At 65.4% G+C, this 19,225-nt stretch carries 12 protein-coding genes, 1 tRNA gene and 1 pseudogene; 7 read left to right on the top strand and 7 right to left on the bottom strand.

Annotated features, from left to right (window positions below; translation table 11 throughout):
- Positions 1-84 precede the first annotated feature (84 nt).
- Positions 85-161 (top strand) — tRNA-Met (locus CFB47_RS12540).
- A gap of 98 nt (positions 162-259) precedes the next feature.
- Here the strand turns inward: CFB47_RS12540 and CFB47_RS12535 are convergent.
- A complete protein-coding gene (locus tag CFB47_RS12535; protein ID WP_089461271.1) occupies positions 260-952 on the bottom strand; it encodes an aspartate/glutamate racemase family protein in 693 nt (230 codons plus the stop codon).
- 137 nt (positions 953-1,089) lie between these two features.
- Here CFB47_RS12535 and dinB point away from each other — a divergent pair, with 137 nt between their 5' ends.
- Complete coding sequence (gene dinB / locus CFB47_RS12530) at positions 1,090-2,253, top strand: DNA polymerase IV (RefSeq protein WP_089461270.1); 1,164 nt, start codon at positions 1,090-1,092, stop codon at positions 2,251-2,253.
- 60 nt (positions 2,254-2,313) lie between these two features.
- On the opposite strand, the gene CFB47_RS12525 is transcribed toward dinB, so the two are convergent.
- From CFB47_RS12525 to fixL, 4 genes are all read right to left on the bottom strand, one after another.
- Positions 2,314-4,401 carry a M3 family metallopeptidase gene (locus tag CFB47_RS12525; RefSeq protein ID WP_089461269.1) on the bottom strand — a complete coding sequence of 696 codons (2,088 nt, stop codon included), beginning with the start codon at positions 4,399-4,401 and terminating at the stop codon, positions 2,314-2,316.
- Between the two features lie 259 nt (positions 4,402-4,660).
- A complete protein-coding gene (gene folD / locus CFB47_RS12520; RefSeq protein ID WP_089456477.1) occupies positions 4,661-5,521 on the bottom strand; it encodes a bifunctional methylenetetrahydrofolate dehydrogenase/methenyltetrahydrofolate cyclohydrolase FolD in 861 nt (286 codons plus the stop codon).
- 235 nt (positions 5,522-5,756) lie between these two features.
- Positions 5,757-6,395, bottom strand: coding sequence for an oxygen response regulator transcription factor FixJ (gene fixJ / locus CFB47_RS12515; protein ID WP_006493245.1), 639 nt, complete (start codon positions 6,393-6,395; stop codon positions 5,757-5,759).
- Complete coding sequence (gene fixL / locus CFB47_RS12510) at positions 6,392-8,908, bottom strand: oxygen sensor histidine kinase FixL (RefSeq protein ID WP_089440514.1); 2,517 nt, start codon at positions 8,906-8,908, stop codon at positions 6,392-6,394. Before fixL ends, fixJ begins: the two co-directional genes overlap by 4 nt.
- On the opposite strand from fixL, the pseudogene CFB47_RS42110 reads away from it, so the two are divergent.
- From CFB47_RS42110 to lpdA, 4 genes and pseudogenes are all read left to right on the top strand, one after another.
- Positions 8,828-9,045, top strand: a pseudogene (locus CFB47_RS42110) (hypothetical protein); the annotation flags it as partial. The gene fixL and the pseudogene CFB47_RS42110 sit on opposite strands and share 81 nt — an antisense overlap.
- Before the next feature lie 136 nt (positions 9,046-9,181).
- On the top strand, positions 9,182-11,878 hold the full coding sequence (gene aceE, locus CFB47_RS12500; protein WP_089456476.1) for a pyruvate dehydrogenase (acetyl-transferring), homodimeric type: 2,697 nt from the start codon (positions 9,182-9,184) through the stop codon (positions 11,876-11,878).
- Between the two features lie 68 nt (positions 11,879-11,946).
- Complete coding sequence (gene aceF / locus CFB47_RS12495; protein ID WP_089461268.1) at positions 11,947-13,590, top strand: dihydrolipoyllysine-residue acetyltransferase; 1,644 nt, start codon at positions 11,947-11,949, stop codon at positions 13,588-13,590.
- Between the two features lie 278 nt (positions 13,591-13,868).
- Complete coding sequence (gene lpdA, locus CFB47_RS12490; RefSeq protein WP_089461267.1) at positions 13,869-15,635, top strand: dihydrolipoyl dehydrogenase; 1,767 nt, start codon at positions 13,869-13,871, stop codon at positions 15,633-15,635.
- Between the two features lie 205 nt (positions 15,636-15,840).
- On the opposite strand, the gene CFB47_RS12485 is transcribed toward lpdA, so the two are convergent.
- Positions 15,841-16,407, bottom strand: a complete 567-nt coding sequence (locus tag CFB47_RS12485) for a phasin family protein (RefSeq protein WP_039364780.1) — start codon at positions 16,405-16,407, stop codon at positions 15,841-15,843.
- 653 nt (positions 16,408-17,060) lie between these two features.
- On the opposite strand from CFB47_RS12485, the gene pbpG reads away from it, so the two are divergent.
- On the top strand, positions 17,061-18,227 hold the full coding sequence (gene pbpG, locus CFB47_RS12480) for a D-alanyl-D-alanine endopeptidase (RefSeq protein ID WP_089461266.1): 1,167 nt from the start codon (positions 17,061-17,063) through the stop codon (positions 18,225-18,227).
- A 91-nt stretch (positions 18,228-18,318) separates the two neighbouring features.
- On the opposite strand, the gene CFB47_RS12475 is transcribed toward pbpG, so the two are convergent.
- A complete protein-coding gene (locus CFB47_RS12475; RefSeq protein ID WP_034183553.1) occupies positions 18,319-19,128 on the bottom strand; it encodes an IclR family transcriptional regulator in 810 nt (269 codons plus the stop codon).
- Positions 19,129-19,225: the final 97 nt, after the last annotated feature.

Genomic DNA, 19,225 nt, shown 5'->3' with positions numbered 1-19,225 from the left:
CGCGGTCGTTTCGATGAATCGGGAAGAAATTGTGACAAAGGTATTGACGTGAGTACTTCCTCACCCTATAATTTATTTCTCTGACGCGGGGTGGAGCAGTCTGGCAGCTCGTCGGGCTCATAACCCGAAGGTCGTAGGTTCAAATCCTACCCCCGCAACCAAGCACACCAGACGATGTGCAGCGCAAGTGACCGATGCGCGCTTCGTCGACAGGAACCCGGCCCCCGTGCCGGGTTTTTTGTTTTCCGCGCGGCAGCGATCAGCGCGCCGCCCACTCGACCGCCGCCTTCGCATGCAGCGCGGTCGTATCGAACACCGGCAGCGGCGAATCGTCCGCGCCGATCAGCAGCGTGATCTCCGTGCAGCCGAGGATCACGGCCTGCGCACCGCGCCGGGCCAGTTCCTCGATGATCGCCACGTACGTCGCACGCGATTCCGGCGAGACGATGCCGTGGCACAGCTCGTCGTAGATGATCCGGTGCACGTCGCCGCGCCCGCGTTCGTCCGGCACGAGCACCTCCATCCCGAACTTCCCGCGCAGCCGCTCCGCGTAGAACGGCAGCTCCATCGTGTAGCGCGTGCCGAGCAGCGCGACGCGCTCGACGCCGGCATCGCGCAGTGCAGTGCCGGTTGGATCGGCGATATGCAGGAACGGCAACTTCACCGCGGCTTCGATCGCATCGCAGACGCGATGCATCGTATTGGTGGTCAGCACGACCAGATCCGCGCCGGCCGCTTCGAGCTGTCGTGCGGCGTCGGCCATCCGTTCGCCGAGCGCGGCCCAGTCGTGCGTGCGCTGCAGCGCTTCGATCTCCGCGAAATCGACCGTGACCAGCACGCTCTTCGCGTTGTGATGCCCGCCGTGCAATGCCTTCGAGTGCCGGTTGATCATCCGGTAGTACTCGGCCGACGATTCCCAGCTCATCCCGCCGATCAGTCCGATCGTCTTCATCCGTCACCTTTGCGTTTCGTGTCTTGCGGCAGACGAGTATAGGCGCGGCTGTCCGTGCCCGGCCGGTACGATCCGCGCAAAGCGGGCCGGTACGGCGCCGCCGGGCCCGGCCGCACGCTACAGTTGAATCCGGCACTGTGTTTTTGTACAGTATCGGCACCGTGAACCCGACCATCATTCCGCCTGCCGATCCGCCCGCGCCGCCGCCGGGCGATGCGCCGCCGCGCATGCGCAAGATCATTCACTGCGACTGCGACTGCTTCTACGCGTCGGTCGAGATGCGCGACGACCCGTCGCTGCGCAACCGGCCGCTCGCGGTCGGCGGCCGGCCCGACCAGCGTGGCGTGATCGCGACCTGCAACTACGAGGCGCGGCGCTATGGCGTGCATTCGGCGATGTCGTCGGCGCTGGCGATGCGCAAGTGCCCGGACCTGCTGATCCTGCCGACCGCGATGGACAAGTATCGCGCGGCGTCGCGGCAGATCATGGCGATCTATCGCGACTACACGCCCGACGTCGAGCCGCTGTCGCTCGACGAGGCGTACCTCGACGTCAGCGGGTCGGAGCGCTGCCAGGGGAGTGCCACGCTGATTGCGCGGGAGATCCGCCAGCGCGTGTTCGACACGGTCGGCGTGACCGTGTCGGCCGGCGTCGCGCCGAACAAGTTCATCGCGAAGATCGCGTCCGACTGGAACAAGCCCGACGGGCTGTTCGTCGTGCGGCCGCACGAGATCGACGCGTTCGTCGCGGCGCTGCCGGTGCGCAAGCTGCACGGCGTCGGCAAGGTGACGGCCACTCGGCTCGACCGGCTCGGCATCCAGACCTGCGCGCAGTTGCGCGACTGGCCGCTGATCGACCTGCACCGCGAATTCGGCGCGTTCGGGCGACGCTTGTACGAACTGTCGCGCGGGATCGACGAGCGGCGCGTGCAGTCCGACCAGGAGCGCAAGTCGGTCAGCGTCGAGACGACCTACGTGACCGACCTGACGACGCTCGAGCAGTGCGCGGAGGAAATCCGCCGCCTCGTCGTGCAACTCGACGCGCGGATCGAACGGGCGGGCGCCGCGCGCTCGATCCGCAAGCTGTACGTGAAGATCCGCTTCGCCGATTTCCAGCGCACGACGGTCGAGTGCGTGGCCGATGCGACGAATGCGGACACGGCCGTCACGCTGCTCGCGAAGGGGCTGCAACGGCGGGCGCAGGCGGTGCGGCTGCTCGGCGTCGGCGTGCGCATCGACGAAGATACCGCCGAGCGCCACGGGCAGTTCTCGCTGTTCGACGACGAGTCGCCCGCGCCATGAAAAAAGGCACCGCCGAAGCGGTGCCTTTGCTACATGCAACCGAACGCGCTGGCGAGCCGCTCAGTGCGCGGGTGCCGCCATCCCGTTGTGACGCAGCAGCGCATCGATCTGCGGCTCGCGGCCGCGGAACGCCTTGAACGAATCCATCGCCGGGCGGCTGCCGCCGACCTCGAGGATTTCGCGGCGATAGCGCGTGCCGGTCGCCGCATCGAGCACGCTGCCGCTTGCGGCGGCCGCTTCCTCGAACGCCGCGTACGCATCGGCCGACAGCACCTCGGCCCACTTGTAGCTGTAGTAGCCGGCCGCGTAGCCGCCCGCGAAGATATGGCTGAACGTGTTCGGCCAGCGCGAGAACGCGGCTTGCGGGATCACGTGATAGCGCTCGTTGATCTCGCGCGCGAATGCGGTCACGCCGGTGGCGCCCGCCGGGTCGAAGTCGACGTGCAGCAGCATGTCGAACATCGAGAACACGATCTGGCGCAGCGTGCCGAGCCCGCTCTGGAAGTTCTTCGCCGCGATCATCTTGTCGAACAGCTCGCGCGGCAGCGCGGCGCCCGTGTCGACGTGCGACGACATCGACGACAGCACGTCCCATTCCCAGCAGAAGTTTTCCATGAACTGCGACGGCAGCTCGACGGCATCCCATTCGACACCGTTGATGCCCGACACGCCGAGTTCGTCGACGCGCGTGAGCATGTGGTGCAGCCCGTGGCCGAATTCATGGAACAGCGTGATGACTTCGTCGTGCGTGAAGCACGCGGGCTTGCCGCCGACCGGCGCCGAGAAGTTGCAGGTGAGATAGGCGACCGGCGTCTGCACGCTGCTGCCGCGCTTCGCACGCGAACGCGCGTCGTCCATCCATGCGCCGCCGCGCTTGCCTTCGCGCGCGTACAGGTCGAGATAGAACTGTGCGACGAGCGAGCCGTCGCGGTTCTCGACGCGGAAGAAACGCACGTCCTTGTGCCACACCGGCGCGTCGTCCGGCTTGATCTGCACGCCGAACAGCGTCTCGGTGACGGTGAACAGGCCCTTCAGCGCGGCCGGTTCCGGGAAGTACTGCTTGACCTCGTTTTCCGAGAACGCGTAGCGTTGCTGGCGCAGTTTTTCGGCCGCGAACGCGACGTCCCACGGCGCGAGTTCGGCGAGGCCGAGTTCCTTCGCGGCGAACGTGCGCAGTTCGTCCCAGTCCTTCTCCGCGTGCGGGCGCGCGCGCGTGGCGAGATCCTCGAGGAACGCGATCACCTGCTGCGGCGATTCGGCCATCTTCGGAGCGAGCGACACTTCGGCGAAGTTGCGGAAGCCGAGCATCAGCGCCTCTTCGCGGCGCAGCTTCAGCGCATCGGCGACGATCGCCGTGTTGTCCCATTCGGCCTTGCCGTCACCGTACTGCGGCCCGAGTTCCGACGCGCGCGTTGCATAGGCGCGGTAGAGCGTCTCGCGCAGTGCGCGGTTGTCCGCGTATTGCAGCACCGGGAAGTACGACGGGAAGTGCAGCGTGAATTTCCAGCCTTCCTTGGCATCCTTTTGCGCGGCTTCGCGGGCGGCCTCGATCGCGTCGCCGGGCAGGCCGGCGAGGTCGGCCTCGTCCTGCACGAAATACGCGTACGCGTTGGTCGCGTCGAGCACGTGATCGGAGAAGGCCTTCGACAGCGCGGCCTGCTGCTCCTGCAGTTCGGCGAAGCGCGGCTTCTGGTCCTCGGGCAGCTCGGCGCCCGACAGGCGGAAATCGCGCAGCGCGTTGTCGAGGATCTTCTTGCGTTCGGTGGACAGCGTCGCGTATTCGGCGCTTGCGGCGATCGCCTTGTACTTCTCGTACAGCGCGAGGTTCTGGCCGACGCTCGACCAGAATTCGGTCACGCGCGGCAGGTTCTCGCCATAGGCGGCCCGCAGTTCGGGCGTATCGGCCACCGCGTTCAGGTGGCCGACGATGCCCCACGCGCGACCGAGCGGCTCCGTCGCGTGCTCGACCGTCTCGACGACTGCTGCCCAGGTTGCCGGCGTCGCGGCCGCGCTGGCCGTCTCGACCGCGCGATTGGCGTCATCGAGCAGCGTGTCGAGCGCGGGCGTCACGTGTTCCGGGCGGATCTCGCCGAAGCGGGGCAGGCCCGAGAAATCGAGCAGCGGGTTGGTGTTGGCGCTGGCGGACATAAGACTCCCTGTCTGTTGCCGGATGAACCGGAGTGAAAAAGGGTAGGGCGCGCAAGGCAATGCGGCGCCCGATATCGACATTATTGGGGCGCATCGTGCGCTTTCCAATCGTTAGTTTCTAACGATGCGATTGACGCGGGGTCGAATGCAGGGTGGAGGCGTTTGACGGCGCGGCGGACGCGGTGCGGCGCGGTGCGGCCGGCGAGGCCGGCGAGACGCCGGCGCGCGGAACCGCACGCCGGCTGAACGGGGCAGGGGCTCAGGCAGCCGCGTCGGCGGCGCGCTCGGCGGCTTCGATCGTGTTGATCAGCAGCATCGTGATGGTCATCGGGCCGACGCCGCCCGGCACCGGCGTGATGTGGCCGGCCACTTCCTTCACGCCCGCGAAGTCGACGTCGCCGCACAGCTTGCCCGCGTCGTCGCGGTTCATGCCGACGTCGATCACCGTCGCGCCGGGCTTCACCATGTCGGCGGTCAGGATGTTGCGCTTGCCGACCGCGGCGACCACGATGTCGGCCTGCCGCGTGTGCGCGGCGAGGTCGCGCGTCTTGCTGTGGCAGATCGTCACGGTCGCGCCGGCGTCGAGCAGCATCATCGCCATCGGCTTGCCGACGATGTTCGAGCGGCCGATCACGACCGCGTTCGCGCCCTGCAGCGGGATGTCGTGCGCTTCGAACATCTTCATCACGCCGTACGGCGTGCACGGGCGGAACAGCGGCTTGCCGGTCATCAGCGCGCCGGCGTTCGCGACGTGGAAGCCGTCGACGTCCTTTTCCGGTGCGATCGCCTCGATCACCTTGTGGCTGTCGATGTGCTTGGGCAGCGGCAGCTGGACGAGGATGCCGTGGATCTTCGGATCGCGGTTCAGCGCGTCGATGTGCGCGAGCAGGTCGGCTTCCGACAGCGTGTCCGGGTACGCGTCCTTCAGCGAGAAGAAACCGTTGTCCTCGCACGCCTTGATCTTGTTGCGCACGTAGACTTCGCTGGCCGGGTTGGTGCCGACGAGGATCACCGCGAGACCGGGCTGGTGGCCGCGTGCGGTCAGGGCGGCGGCGCGTTCGGCGGCCTGTGCGCGCAGGGTCTTCGAAAGGGCGTTGCCGTCGATGAGGAGGGCTGTCATGGTGGTGGTCCTGCCGGGAAGTTGGAATGCGGGCGTGCGGCGCCCGAGGGGCACCGCAGCAAAGCACGGAATTATACCGTCCGCCTGCCGCCGTCCGACATCGAATGCACGGGAAGCGTCATGGCTGCGGCGCTTGCGCGCCGGGAAGAACGCCGCCGCGCGAGTAGGCCGCATCGCGCGACGGCGGTGGCGCGGCCCACCGGGCAGGGCTGCCCGGGCCGCGCGGCAACCCCGTTCAGGCCTGCTTCTTCGACAGCGCGAGGCGCAGCAGGTCAGCCACCGTGTTGACGTTGAGCTTTTCCATGATGTTCGCGCGGTGCGCTTCGACCGTCTTGATGCTGATGCCGAGATCGTCGGCGATCTGCTTGTTCAGGCGGCCCGCGATGATCCGTTCGAGCACCTGCTGCTCGCGCGCGGTCAGCTTCGACAGGCGTTCGCTCGCGGCGCGCTGTTCCTGGACGCTCTTGCTTTCGCTTCGGGCCTTGTCGAGCATCCGCTCGACGAGCTTGCGCAGCTCGGCTTCGTCGAACGGTTTCTCGATAAAGTCCATCGCACCCTTTTTCATCGTCGAGACGGCCATCGGCACGTCGCCGTGACCCGTGACGAAGATGATCGGCAGCGCGGCATTGTCGGCAATCAGGCGCTCCTGCAGTTCGAGGCCGCTCATGCCCGACATCCGGACGTCGAGGATCAGGCACGCGATCTGGCCGGCCTGCTGCGCAGGCTGGTAGGCATCGAGGAACTGCTCGGCGCTCGAGAAGCATTGCACGCGATAGCCGTTCGCCTCCAGCAGCCAGCGCAGCGAGTCCCGTACGGCCTCGTCGTCGTCGACGACAAAGACGGTTTCCTGAGTGGTGGTGACAGGGCTATTCATAGTTCTCCCGTAACGGTATGTGATGCCGATGCCTCGCGCCCCCCTTGGCCGAGATCAGCGGGTTCCCCAATGGGCAGGCTGCAGTGGAACGTTGCGCCGGAAATGCGGCCATCCGGCTCGACGTTGTTGACCACCCACAGACGCCCCCGATGCGATTCGATGATCGAACGGCAGATATTCAGCCCCATGCCCATGCCATCGGACTTGGTGCTGTAAAACGGTTCAAACAGGCGCTCGGCGGTCGCTTCGTCGACGCCCGGGCCCTGGTCGATCACGCGGATGTCGACGAAGCCCGCCTCGATGTCGGCGACGACGCGGATCACGCCGTCCGCCGACGCCGGCTTCACGTCGGCCATCGCCTCGGCCGCGTTCTTCATCAGGTTCACGAGCACCTGCTCGATCAGCACGGGGTCGACATAAATAATAGGCATTCTTGCGAGGATTTCCGTGACGATCCGGATCCTGCGCTTCCTGGCCTCGATTTCGGCGAGCCCGACCGCATCGGCGACGATGTCCGCGACCCGAGCCGGCTGGCGCTTCGGCTCGCTGCGCTTCACGAATTCGCGGATCCGCTTGACGATCATCCCCGCGCGCAGCGCCTGCTGCGCGGTCTTTTCCAGCGCGGGCTGCAGCGTCTCCGGCGTGCCGCGGCCGCTCTTCACGAGCGCGAGCGTGCCCGAGCAATAGTTGTTGATCGCGGCGAGCGGCTGGTTCAATTCGTGAGCAATCGACGACGCCATTTCACCCATCGTCATCAATCGGCTCGTGAACTGCAGCTTCTCTTCCTGCTGGTGCGCGAGTTCCTGCGCCTTCTTGCGGGTCGTGATGTCGGTCGCGATCTGCATCTGCGCGAGGTGGCCGTCCACCCACTGGATGTACTGGCGGCGCACCTCGAACCACTTCTGGATGCTCTCGACGTACACCTCCTGCGCGTCCGCCGTGCTGCTCGTCAGCGCGGCGGCCGGCAGGCCCGCGAACGCGTCGACCATGTCGATCGAGTCGGACGAGGCCTGCGCGCGGTCGAAGCCGCCGCCCGACAGCTCGAGATGGCCGTCCGGGCGAATGCCGAACAGGTGGCGGTAGTAGCGGTTCGCGAACAGCAGCTCGGCTTCGTCGGCGGCCAGCACCGACACCGCGGCGTCGAGGCTTTCGAGCACCGTCGTGAAGCGCTCGTGCGCGGCCGCGAGTTCCTCGCGCGCGCGCTTCGGCTCGGTGATGTCGGTCATCGACGACATCCAGCCGGTCTGGCGGCCCGAGCTGTCGATCAGCGGCGACACGTACAGGCGCGCATGGAACAGCGTGCCGTTCTTGCGCCGCACGCGCAGCTCGAAGCCCGAGCTCGGCGCCTTGCCGCGCAGCGTCATGTCGAGCTGGCGCTGCATTTCCGGGTACGCGTCGCGCGGCCAGTACGGGAACGGCGCGACCTTGCCGACGAGGTCGGTTTCGTCCCAGCCCGTCATCCGGCAGAACGCAGGGTTCACGTGCGTGATGCGGCCGTGCATGTCGAGCACGCGCATGCCGATCAGCACCGAGTTCTCCATCGCGCGGCGGAAGAACGCTTCCGCGTACAGCGCCTGCTGCGCCTCGAAGCGCTGGCGCGTGTGCTTCCACAGGCTCCAGAGGCTCCACAGCACGAAGCACGACAGGCCTGCGACGAGCCACACGAGCGTGTTGTTGGTCAGGTTCGTGAGCTGCGGGAATGCGTACACGCGCACGGTCAGCCCCTGGCCGGGCGGGTCGAGCGGCAGGTCGTAGTGCGAGTCGCGCGGCAGGCGTGGGCGCGTCGACGTGGACGACAGCTCGCGGTTGTTCGCGTCGGTGATCGAGATCTTGTACTTCGACGACAATTCTTGCGGGATGTCGTGCTTCAGGATGCCTTCGACCGAGAACACCGCGGCGATCGAGCCGAGGTACTCGCGGTCGCCGCGCATCACGGGGGTCTGCAGCGTGATGAAGCCGTTGCCGAAGTCGTCGTAGATCAGCGGCGAATAGGCCTGGCGGCGCGTGCTGCGCGCTTCGTCGTACGCGCCGCGCACGGCGTCCTGCATCTGCGCGTCGCCGGGCTTCGCGAGCCGCTGGCCGAGCAGCGGTGGATGCACGGTCGGCCAGCGCTGCACGCCGGGCGACGTGTACCAGTTCAGATAGAGGATTTCCGGATGCGTTTGCATCACGTCCGCGACCGCCATCTGGAACGCGTTCTGATCGAGGCGGCCGGAGGCGAGATCGCGCGACAGTGCCTGGAGCTGTTCCTGCGCGCCCGTCATCGACAGGCGGATTTGCTGCTGCGCCCACGCGACGTTACGGAAGAGGGTGTCTTCCTGCTGCTGCTGTTCGCGGCGGTTGAGGCTCCACAGGATGAGGCTCATCACCACCAGGAACACCAGGATCGACAGCAGGGGCGTCAGCAAATAGGAATTGGACCACCACGGTCCGTGGTGCCAACGGGACGGCTGCGACTCCGCCGGCGGGCCCGACGGTCGCGCCGAGCGTGCGAAAAGCCGATCGGTCAACATGGCAGGATTGTAGCGCAGCGCAATACATGGAAAACCTATACCGGATATGTTGAACGGAAACGGATTTGTTCAGCTGCGGCGCGCCCGAGAGCCCCGAAATATGGGTGCAGCGCAGCAATATTTCGTATTGCGAGAAAAGATCTCACAATTCGAAAATTTTGTTGCGCAGGCCCGCGCACGCTCATTACAATCCGTCGGAGCTTGCCCGCAGCCGGTCGCGTCGCGTCGTCTGCATGAGAGCGATCCTCACATTCCAGGACCCAGGAGACGAGAATGTCCGCTGTACCGAACGAAGTGATGAAATATGTCGCCGCCGAACATGACGACGACCCGCAGGAAACCGTCGAATGGCTCGAGTCGCTCGACGGCGTAATCTCCTCCGTGGGCACTGGCCGCGCGCACTACCTGATCGAAAAGCAGATCGAATTCGCCCGCATGCACGGCGAACACCTGCCGTTTTCCGCGAATACCCCGTACATCAACACGATCCCGGTCTCTGCGCAGGCGAAGATCCCGGGCGACCAGGACATCGAGCACCGCATCCGTTCGTACACGCGCTGGAACGCGCTGGCGATGGTGCTGCGCGCAGGCAAGGACACGAACGTCGGCGGCCACATCGCATCGTTCGCATCGGCCGCGACGCTCTATGACGTCGGCTACAACCACTTCTGGCACGCAGCGTCCGAGCAGCACGGCGGCGATCTCGTGTTCGTGCAGGGCCACTCGTCGCCGGGCGTCTACTCGCGCGCGTTCCTGCTCGGCCGCCTGAAGGAAGAGCAGCTCGACAACTTCCGCCAGGAAGTCGACGGCAACGGCATTTCGTCGTACCCGCACCCGTGGCTGATGCCGGACTTCTGGCAGTTCCCGACCGTGTCGATGGGCCTCGGCCCGATCATGGCGATCTACCAGGCCCGCTTCATGAAGTACCTGGAAGCGCGCGGCATCACGAAGACGGAAGGCCGCAAGGTGTGGGCATTCCTCGGCGACGGCGAGACGGACGAACCGGAATCGCTCGGCGCGATCGGGATGGCGAGCCGCGAGAAGCTCGACAACCTCGTGTTCGTGATCAACTGCAACCTGCAGCGTCTCGACGGCCCGGTGCGCGGCAACGGCAAGATCATCCAGGAACTCGAATCGGAATTCCGCGGTGCCGGCTGGAACGTGATCAAGGTCATCTGGGGCAGCCGCTGGGATGCGCTGTTCGCACGCGACAAGTCCGGCGCGCTGATGCGCCGCATGATGGAAGTCGTCGACGGCGAGTACCAGACGTACAAGTCGGAATCCGGCGCGTTCGTGCGCGAACACTTCTTCAACACGCCTGAACTGAAGGCGCTCGTCGCCGACTGGTCGGACGACGACATCTGGGCGCTGAACCGCGGCGGCCACGATCCGCACAAGATCTACGCGGCTTTCCACGAAGCCACGCACACGAAGGGCGCGCCGACCGTCATCCTCGCGAAGACCATCAAGGGCTACGGGATGGGCGAGTCGGGCCAGGCGATGAACATCACGCACCAGCAGAAGAAGCTGCCGGTCGAGCAACTGAAGAAGTTCCGTGACCAGTTCCGCCTGCCGATCACCGACGAGCAGATCGCCGACGTACCGTACCTGAAGTTCGAGGAAGGCTCGAAGGAACTCGAATACATGCGCAAGCAGCGCATGGACCTCGGCGGCTACCTGCCGCATCGCCGCGAGAAGGCGACGTCGCTGCCGGTGCCGGCGCTCGACGCGTTCGAGCCGCTGCTGAAGGGCACGGGCGAAGGCCGCGAGATCTCGACGACGATGGCGTTCGTGCGGATCCTGAACATCCTGCTGAAGGACAAGGCGCTCGGCAAGCGCGTCGTGCCGATCGTCCCGGACGAATCGCGTACGTTCGGCATGGAAGGCCTGTTCCGCCAGATCGGCATCTGGAACCAGCAGGGCCAGAAGTACGTGCCGGAAGATTCCGACCAGCTGATGTTCTACAAGGAATCGGAAACCGGCCAGATCCTGCAGGAAGGCATCAACGAAGCGGGCGGCATGTGCGACTGGATCGCGGCGGCGACGTCGTACTCGACGCACGGCGAGATCATGGTGCCGTTCTACATCTTCTACTCGATGTTCGGCTTCCAGCGGATCGGCGACCTGGCATGGGCCGCGGGCGACATGCGTTCGCGCGGCTTCCTGCTCGGCGGTACCGCGGGCCGCACGACGCTGAACGGCGAAGGCCTGCAGCACGAAGACGGTCACTCGCTCCTGTGGGCGGCATCGGTGCCGAACTGCGTGAGCTACGACCCGACCTTCGGCTATGAGCTCGCCGTGATCGTCCAGGACGGCCTGCGCCGCATGGTGGCGGACCAGGAAGACGTGTACTACTACATCACGGTGATGAACGAGAACTACGAGCACCCGGCGATTCCGCAGGGCGAGCACGTGGCGGCCGACATCATCAAGGGCATGTACGCGTTCAAGAAGGCCGACGCCGACGCGAAGGCGCCGCGCGTCCAGCTGCTCGGCGCGGGCACGATCTTCAACGAAGTGATCGCTGCCGCCGACCTGCTGAAGAACGACTGGGGCGTCGCCGCCGACCTGTGGAGCGTGCCGAGCTTCACGGAGCTGGCGCGTGAAGGCCACCAGGTCGAACGCTGGAACCTGCTCCATCCGACCGAAGAGCGTCGTCTGTCGCACGTGCAGAAGTGCCTGAAGGACACGCAGGGCCCGGTCATCGCATCGACCGACTACGTCCGTGCGCTGGTCGACCAGATCCGCGGCCAGATCGATCGCCGCTTCGTCGTGCTGGGCACGGACGGCTTCGGCCGCTCGGATACCCGCGAGAAGCTGCGTCACTTCTTCGAAGTCGACCGTCACTGGGTCACCGTCGCCGCGCTCAACGCGCTGGCCGACGAGGGCACGATCGAGCGCAAGGTGGTCGCCGATGCGATCGCCAAGTACAACCTCGATCCGTCGAAGCCCAACCCGATGACCGTTTAACGCACACGCCGTGTGATGCCGCGCGCCGCCTCCGCGAGGGGCGCGCGCGGCCATGGAGACAGAAACAGATGAGTCAAGCGATCGAAGTGAAGGTGCCGGATATCGGCGATTACAAGGATGTGCCGGTGATCGAGATCGGCGTGAAGGTCGGCGATACCGTCGAACCGGAGCAGTCGCTCGTCACGCTCGAGTCGGACAAGGCGACGATGGACGTGCCGAGCCCGGTCGGCGGCGTCGTGAAGGAAATCAAGGTCAAGGTGGGCGATTCCGTGTCGGAAGGCTCGCTGATCATCCTGCTCGAAGGCGGCGCCGCGGCGCAGGCGAACGGCGCGGCCGCGCCTGCTGCTGCTCCGGCGGCAGCGCCGGCACCGGCCGCTGCAGCACCGGCGGCCGCACCGGCAGCAGCCGGCGGCACGCTCGAAGTGAAGGTTCCCGACATCGGCGACTACAAGGATGTGCCGGTGATCGAGATCGGCGTGAAGGTCGGCGACACGGTCGAGAAGGAGCAGTCGCTCGTCACGCTCGAGTCGGACAAGGCGACGATGGACGTGCCGAGCCCGGCCGCCGGCGTCGTGAAGGAAATCAAGGTGAAGGTGGGCGATTCGGTGTCGGAAGGCACGCTGATCGTGCTGCTCGAAGCCGCAGGCGCCGCTGCTGCCGCACCGCAGGCGAGCGCACCGGCGCCGGCCGCTGCCGCTCCGGCGCCGGCACCTGCCGCCGCACCCGCGAAGGCCGCCCCGGCCCCGGCTGCTGCTGCACCGGCGCCGGCCGCTGCACCATCGGGCGAATACCGCGCGAGCCACGCGTCGCCGTCGGTGCGCAAGTTCGCACGTGAGCTCGGCGTCGAAGTCGCACGCGTGCAGGGTTCGGGTCCGAAGGGCCGCATTACGAAGGAAGACGTCACGAGCTTCGTGAAGGGCGTGATGACCGGCCAGCGCGCAGCACCGAGCGCGGCAGCCGCGCCGGCAGGCGGCGGCGAGCTGAACCTGCTGCCGTGGCCGAAGGTCGACTTCTCGAAGTTCGGCCCGTTCGAAGCGAAGCCGCTGTCGCGCATCAAGAAGATCTCGGGCGCGAACCTGCATCGCAACTGGGTGATGATCCCGCACGTCACGAACAACGACGAAGCGGACATCACCGAGCTCGAAGCGCTGCGCGTGCAACTGAACAAGGAACACGAGAAGGCAGGCGTGAAGTTCACGATGCTCGCGTTCGTGATCAAGGCGGTCGTCGCTGCGCTGAAGAAATTCCCGACGTTCAACGCGAGCCTCGACGGCGACAACCTGGTGTTCAAGCAGTACTACCACATCGGTTTTGCCGCGGACACGCCGAACGGTCTCGTCGTGCCGGTGATCCGCGATGCGGACAAGAAGGGTCTCGTCGACATCGCGAAGGAAATGGCCGAGCTGTCGAAGGCCGCACGCGACGGCAAGCTGAAGCCGGACCAGATGCAGGGCGGTTGCTTCTCGATCTCGTCGCTCGGCGGGATCGGCGGCACGAACTTCACGCCGATCATCAACGCGCCGGAAGTGGCGATCCTCGGGTTGTCGCGCGGGCAGATGAAGCCGGTGTGGGACGGCAAGCAATTCGTGCCGCGGCTCACGCTGCCGCTGTCGCTGTCGTATGACCATCGTGTGATCGATGGCGCCGAAGCCGCGCGGTTCAATGCGTATCTCGGTGCGTTGCTCGCCGATTTCCGTCGCATCATTCTTTGATGAGCGGGGGGGCTCGCGGGGGCGTGGGGTTTTTGTTCGTTATCCACGCTCTGTCGTTGAACCTGTTTTGCTAACGGTCTATTAGCGTCGCCCCTGCGCGGGGCGGCGGTCACTTTTCTTTGTCTTCCAAAGAAAAGTAACCAAAAGAAAGGCGCGTCCTTGGGCGGACGGCAAAGGTGGTCCTGCCCAGGTTCGCGTTTTCTTGTCAGGCCGTAGTCTTGGGTTCTTGCGCGGGTTTCTCCCCCCTCTGTCTGCAGCTAATCAAGAAGGGGACAGTAATGAGTCTCATCGAAGTCAAGGTTCCGGATATCGGCGATTTCAGCGGCGTCGATGTCATCGAAGTCAACGTCAAACCCGGCGACGTGATCGAAAAAGAGCAAACGCTCATCACGCTCGAATCGGACAAAGCCTCCATGGAAGTGCCCAGCGACGTCGCCGGCACCGTCAAGGAAATCAAGGTCAAGGCCGGCGAGAAAGTCTCGCAAGGCACCGTCATCGCCATCGTCGAAGCATCGGCTGGCGCCGCCGCACCCGCAAAAGCGCCCGAAGCGGCCAAGCCCGCAGCAGCTGCGCCGGCACCGGCCGCCGCCGCTCCGGCACCCGCGCCGCAAGCCGGCAGCTACGCAGGTGCCGCCGACATCGAGTGCGACATGCTCGTGCTCGGCGCCGGCCCCGGCGGCTACTCGGCCGCGTTCCGCGCCGCCGACCTCGGCATGAAGACGGTGCTCGTCGAACGCTATTCGACACTCGGCGGCGTGTGCCTGAACGTGGGCTGCATCCCGTCGAAGGCGCTGCTGCATACGTCGCTCGTCGTCGAGGAAGCCGCGGCGCTCGCGTCGCACGGCATCACGTTCGGCAAGCCCGAAGTCGATCTCGACAAGCTGCGCGACTTCAAGGGCGGCGTCGTCAAGAAGCTGACGACGGGCCTCGCCGGCATGGCCAAGGCACGCAAGGTCGAAGTGGTCACGGGCGTCGGCGCTTTCGTCGATCCGTTCCACATGGAAGTGCAGGGCGAAAGCGGCAAGAAGGTCGTGAAGTTCAAGCAGGCGATCATCGCCGCGGGCTCGCAGGCCGTGAAGCTGCCGTTCATGCCCGAAGACCCGCGCGTCGTCGATTCGACCGGCGCACTCGAACTGCGCCAGCTGCCCAAGCGCATGCTCGTGATCGGCGGCGGCATCATCGGCCTCGAAATGGCCACGGTGTACTCGACGCTCGGCGCCGAGATCGACGTCGTCGAAATGATGGACGGCCTGATGATGGGCGCGGACCGAGATCTGGTGAAGGTCTGGGAAAAGTACAACGCGAAGCGCTTCGGCAACGTGATGCTGAAGACCAAGACGGTCGGCGCGGAAGCGAAGGAAGACGGCATCTACGTGAAGTTCGAGGGCGAGAAGGCCCCGGCGGAAGCGCAGCGCTACGACCTCGTGCTCGTCGCGGTGGGCCGCAGCCCGAACGGCAAGAAGATCGGCGCCGACAAGGCTGGCGTCGCAGTCACGGATCGCGGCTTCATCGACGTCGACAAGCAGATGCGCACGAACGTCCCGCACATCTTCGCGATCGGCGATATCGTCGGCCAGCCGATGCTCGCGCACAAGGCCGTGCATGAAGGCCACGTCGCAGCGGAAGCCGCACACGGCGAAAAGGCGTACTTCGACGCCCTGCAGATCCCGTCGGTGGCGTACACCGATCCGGAAGTGGCCTGGGCCGGCAAGACGGAAGACCAGTGCAAGGCCGAAGGCATCAAGTACGGTAAGGCCGTGTTCCCGTGGGCCGCTTCGGGCCGCGCGATCGCGAACGGCCGCGACGAAGGCTTCACGAAGCTGATCTTCGACGAGGAAACCCATCGCGTGATCGGTGGTGCCATCGTCGGCCTGAACGCGGGCGACCTGATCAGCGAAGTGTGCCTCGCCGTCGAGATGGGCGCGGACGCGGAAGACATCGGCAAGACGATCCATCCGCACCCGACGCTCGGCGAATCGGTCGGCATGGCCGCCGAGCTGTACGAAGGCGTCTGTACCGACCTGCCGCCGCAACGCAAGAAGTAACGCGATCGGCTCTTCGGTCGGCAATTTGCCGGCCACGAAAAAACGCCGCCGCCCGGGCCATCCGGGCGGCGGCGTTTTCTTTTATGCGCGGCCGATGCTCAAACGACCGTTCGAGCATGGTCGGCGGCCTGCCGGTTCCGGCATGTTCCGGCGCCAGAAACGAAAAAGCCGCGCTGGGCGCGGCTCTTTCAGGAGCAGGGGACGCTTACGCGGCCGGCTTGCTCGTACGACGTGCAGCAGCGGCGGTAGCAGCCTTCGTTGCGACGGCAGCAGCAGCGTTGAAGTTCGTTTCAGCGATTTCGACGGCTTGCTTCGTGGCCTTCTGAACCGTTTCGTACGTGGTGTTCGCAGCGTTCAGTGCCGACTTCAGTGCAGCGACAGCCGTTTCCGAACCGGCCGGGGCGTTCTTCGCGACGTTGTCGACGAGTGCCTGGACCTTCTTGTTCTGCTCTTCGAATTGCGCTTCGGCGACCTTCGCGAACTCGGCTTGCGTCGACGATGCGATTTCATACAGGTGACGGCCGTACGACAGGACCTTTTCCGCGACCGGCTGCGACAGGCTGGCTTGCAGCGCGATCAGTTCCTGTGCGTCCTTCACCGACAGCAGACGCTGTGCGTTTTCCTGGCCTTCGGCCAGCGTCGACTTCACGACCTGCAGGTTGAGTTCGATCAGCTTTTCGACGCCTTCGAATGCCTTGGTCGTCAGACCGAACAGGCTTTCGAGGTTGGCTTTCTGGGCGGCGGCGATTTGCTCGGGGGTCAGCAAGGACATGTCAAGCTCCTGAAAAGCGATCGCGTCGATCGCAGGGGAAAGGGCACTACGCTGGGGAACCACGGATGCGCGCGCTTTGTGCAACGCAGCAATGAGGCTTATTTTAGGGCAGAGAAATCCAATGTCAAGTAATTTTTGTGCGTTGCACAATCGCGACAAATTATCGATAAAACAACGAGTTATCGTGCCTGTTCGGAATCGGTTTCATGCCGCGATCCCAGATGGTGCGCACGGCTGAGGGGCAGGCGCGGCGCACCATGATCATGCACAGGTAAACCTGACAGGCCTGTGGAACGTTATCCTTTTGTTCCTGTCGAAAACGCGCCGTTTCGAAGCGCGTCCCGTGGCGACGTGCCGCCGCCACGGCCGAGACCGGCGCCCCTGGCACCCCGAGCGCCGGATACGTAGTTTCCCCGCTTTAAATCGCCTCCGAAGTGACGTTATCTCAATTAACCGTGTGTAATCGGGAGACGGGTACTGTCAGGCAGCGCGTCCCATCGATTTTTTCGATGGGAGCGGGAGGGTTCATTGGTCAGAGGTTGGCCGACCCTTACATTCCGGTTTAACGACGATCGGTAAGTGCCTAATATTGCTCTTTTTTTCAGCTTTAACTACACTTGCGGAAACCTCCCGCCCGCTTTGTCCAGACCCCAATGAAAGCCGAATCGTTTTCACCGCGCAGATTGTTGCAGAGCATGACGCTCGGCACGGCTGTGTCGGTCGCAGTCGCCTTGCTGGCGACCACCGCGTCCGTCACGCCGGCTGACGCCTTTGCCGCCACTGCGAAGACCCAACAAGCCGCCAAGAAAAAGGCCGTCGCTCCTGCTTCGTCCGCGAAGAAGAAGTCGGCCAAGGCCAGCTCCGACAAATCCGCGAAGGTGGCGGCCGCCGACGCGCCGCGCGCGAAGGCGTCGCGCAAGCGCGTGACGCTCGCGTCGAACGTGCATGGCGGCCATCACGGCGCAGTCCGCAAGGTCGCGTTCCAGCCGCGCCGGCCGACCGTCGGCCAGGCGTTCGGCCTGCACGACACGCCGGACGCGCTCGCGCTGCGTTCGAGCGTCGCGTACGTCGTCGACCAGAATTCGGGCGAGCCGCTGTTCGACAAGAATTCGCACGCCGTCGTGCCGATCGCGTCGATCTCGAAGCTGATGACGGCCATGGTCGTGCTCGACTCGAAGACGCCGATGACCGACCAGCTCGAAGTCACGGACGAAGACCGCGACTACGAGAAGGGCACGGGCTCGCGCCTGTCGGTCGGATCGGTGCTGTCGCGTGAAGACATGCTGCACATCGCGCTGATGGCGTCGGAAAACCGCGCGGCCGCCGCGCTGTCGCGTTACTACCCGGGTGGTCGTCCGGCGTTCATCGCCGCGATGAACGCGAAGGCGAAGTCGCTCGGCATGACCGACACGCACTTCGAGAATTCGACGGGTCTGTCGAGCTCGAACGTGTCGAGCGCACGCGACCTCGTGAAGATGGTCAATGCGGCGTACCAGTACCCGATGATTCGTCAGTTCTCGACCGATCGCACCTACGAGGTGTACACGGGCAAGCGCAACCTGGTCTACAACAGCACGAACGCGCTGATCCGCGGCAATGGCTCGTGGGACATCGGTCTGCAGAAGACGGGTTTCATCAACGAAGCGGGCGAGTGCCTCGTGATGCAGGCGACGATCCACGGCAAGCCGATGGTGATGGTGCTGCTCGATTCGTTCGGCAAGTATTCGCGCTTCGCCGATGCGGCGCGCCTGCGCAACTGGCTCGATGCCGGCGGCGGCGAGCGCTTGACGGCGGCCAACACGCCGAGCGGCGGGACCTGATCGCACGATGGCGCGGCGGTTCGCGGCCGCGCCGATGGCTGAAAAAAGCCCCGCAATCGCGGGGCTTTTTCATTGGGCGAGCGGGAGCGGCTTATGCCTGCCGCTGCAGCCCGTCCGCATCCTTCGCGGGCGCCGGCCGGTAGCCGAGCGATTCCGAAATGGTGAGGGCCGTGCGGCTCAACTGGCCGAGCCACGCATCCTGGAGGCGATCGGCCGGCGCCGACAGCGACAGGCCCGCGACGAGCTTGCCCGAATCGTCGTAGATGCCGGCCGCGATACAGCGCACACCGAGCTCCAGTTCCTCGTTGTCGCGCGCGCACGATTGCTGGCGCACGATCGTCAGTTCGCGCTCGAGCTTCGCGATGTCGGTGATGCTGTTCTGCGTATGGCCGGACAGCCCCGTACGCGTCGCATACGCGCGCACGCGTGACGTTTCGTCGGCCGCGAGGAACAGCTTGCCGACCGACGTGAGGTGCAGCGGCGCGCGGCCACCGATCGCACGGACGACCTGCATCCCCGAGCGCTCCGAATACGCACGCTCGATGTAGACGATCTCGTCGCCCTGGCGCACCGACAGGTTCACGGTCTGCCCGGTGAGGCGGTGCAGTTCGCGCATCGGCATCAACGCCGCGTCGCGTACCGACAGGCGCGCCTTCACGAGGTTGCCGAGCTCCAGCAGCCGCATGCCGAGGCGGTACGTGCCGGGATCGGAGCGGTCGACGAGACGGCAGGTCACCATGTCGTTGAGGATGCGGTGCGCGGTCGACGGGTGCAGCTCCGTCCGCTGCGCAAGCTCCTTCAGGCTGACAGGGTCACTGTGCGCGGCGAGCGCGTCCAGCAACCGCATCATGCGTTCGATCACCTGGATCGACGTTTTTGAATCCGGGGTGGGTTGGCTCATGTCGGGGGGAGAAATCGGTTGACGCGTCAAGCGGTGTTGGGACGATTGTATCTCGTATTGTGAAAAAAGCGAACGCCGTTCGAGGAAGTCCTCGTTT

Source organism: Burkholderia sp. AU27893, from assembly GCF_002223205.1.
Classification (GTDB): Bacteria; Pseudomonadota; Gammaproteobacteria; order Burkholderiales; family Burkholderiaceae; genus Burkholderia.
The sequence above is the reverse complement of the archived record's forward strand: the minus strand, read 5'-3'. Positions and strand labels throughout refer to the sequence as shown.

Coding starts and splice junctions, on each gene's coding strand:
- lpdA (WP_089461267.1), top strand. CDS start 13,869: ATGAGTCTCATCGAAGTCAAGGTTCCGGATATCGGCGATTTCAGCGGC.
- aceF (WP_089461268.1), top strand. CDS start 11,947: ATGAGTCAAGCGATCGAAGTGAAGGTGCCGGATATCGGCGATTACAAG.
- CFB47_RS12475 (WP_034183553.1), bottom strand. CDS start 19,128: ATGAGCCAACCCACCCCGGATTCAAAAACGTCGATCCAGGTGATCGAA.
- pbpG (WP_089461266.1), top strand. CDS start 17,061: ATGAAAGCCGAATCGTTTTCACCGCGCAGATTGTTGCAGAGCATGACG.
- CFB47_RS12525 (WP_089461269.1), bottom strand. CDS start 4,401: ATGTCCGCCAGCGCCAACACCAACCCGCTGCTCGATTTCTCGGGCCTG.
- CFB47_RS12485 (WP_039364780.1), bottom strand. CDS start 16,407: ATGTCCTTGCTGACCCCCGAGCAAATCGCCGCCGCCCAGAAAGCCAAC.
- fixL (WP_089440514.1), bottom strand. CDS start 8,908: ATGTTGACCGATCGGCTTTTCGCACGCTCGGCGCGACCGTCGGGCCCG.
- aceE (WP_089456476.1), top strand. CDS start 9,182: ATGTCCGCTGTACCGAACGAAGTGATGAAATATGTCGCCGCCGAACAT.
- folD (WP_089456477.1), bottom strand. CDS start 5,521: ATGACAGCCCTCCTCATCGACGGCAACGCCCTTTCGAAGACCCTGCGC.
- fixJ (WP_006493245.1), bottom strand. CDS start 6,395: ATGAATAGCCCTGTCACCACCACTCAGGAAACCGTCTTTGTCGTCGAC.
- CFB47_RS12535 (WP_089461271.1), bottom strand. CDS start 952: ATGAAGACGATCGGACTGATCGGCGGGATGAGCTGGGAATCGTCGGCC.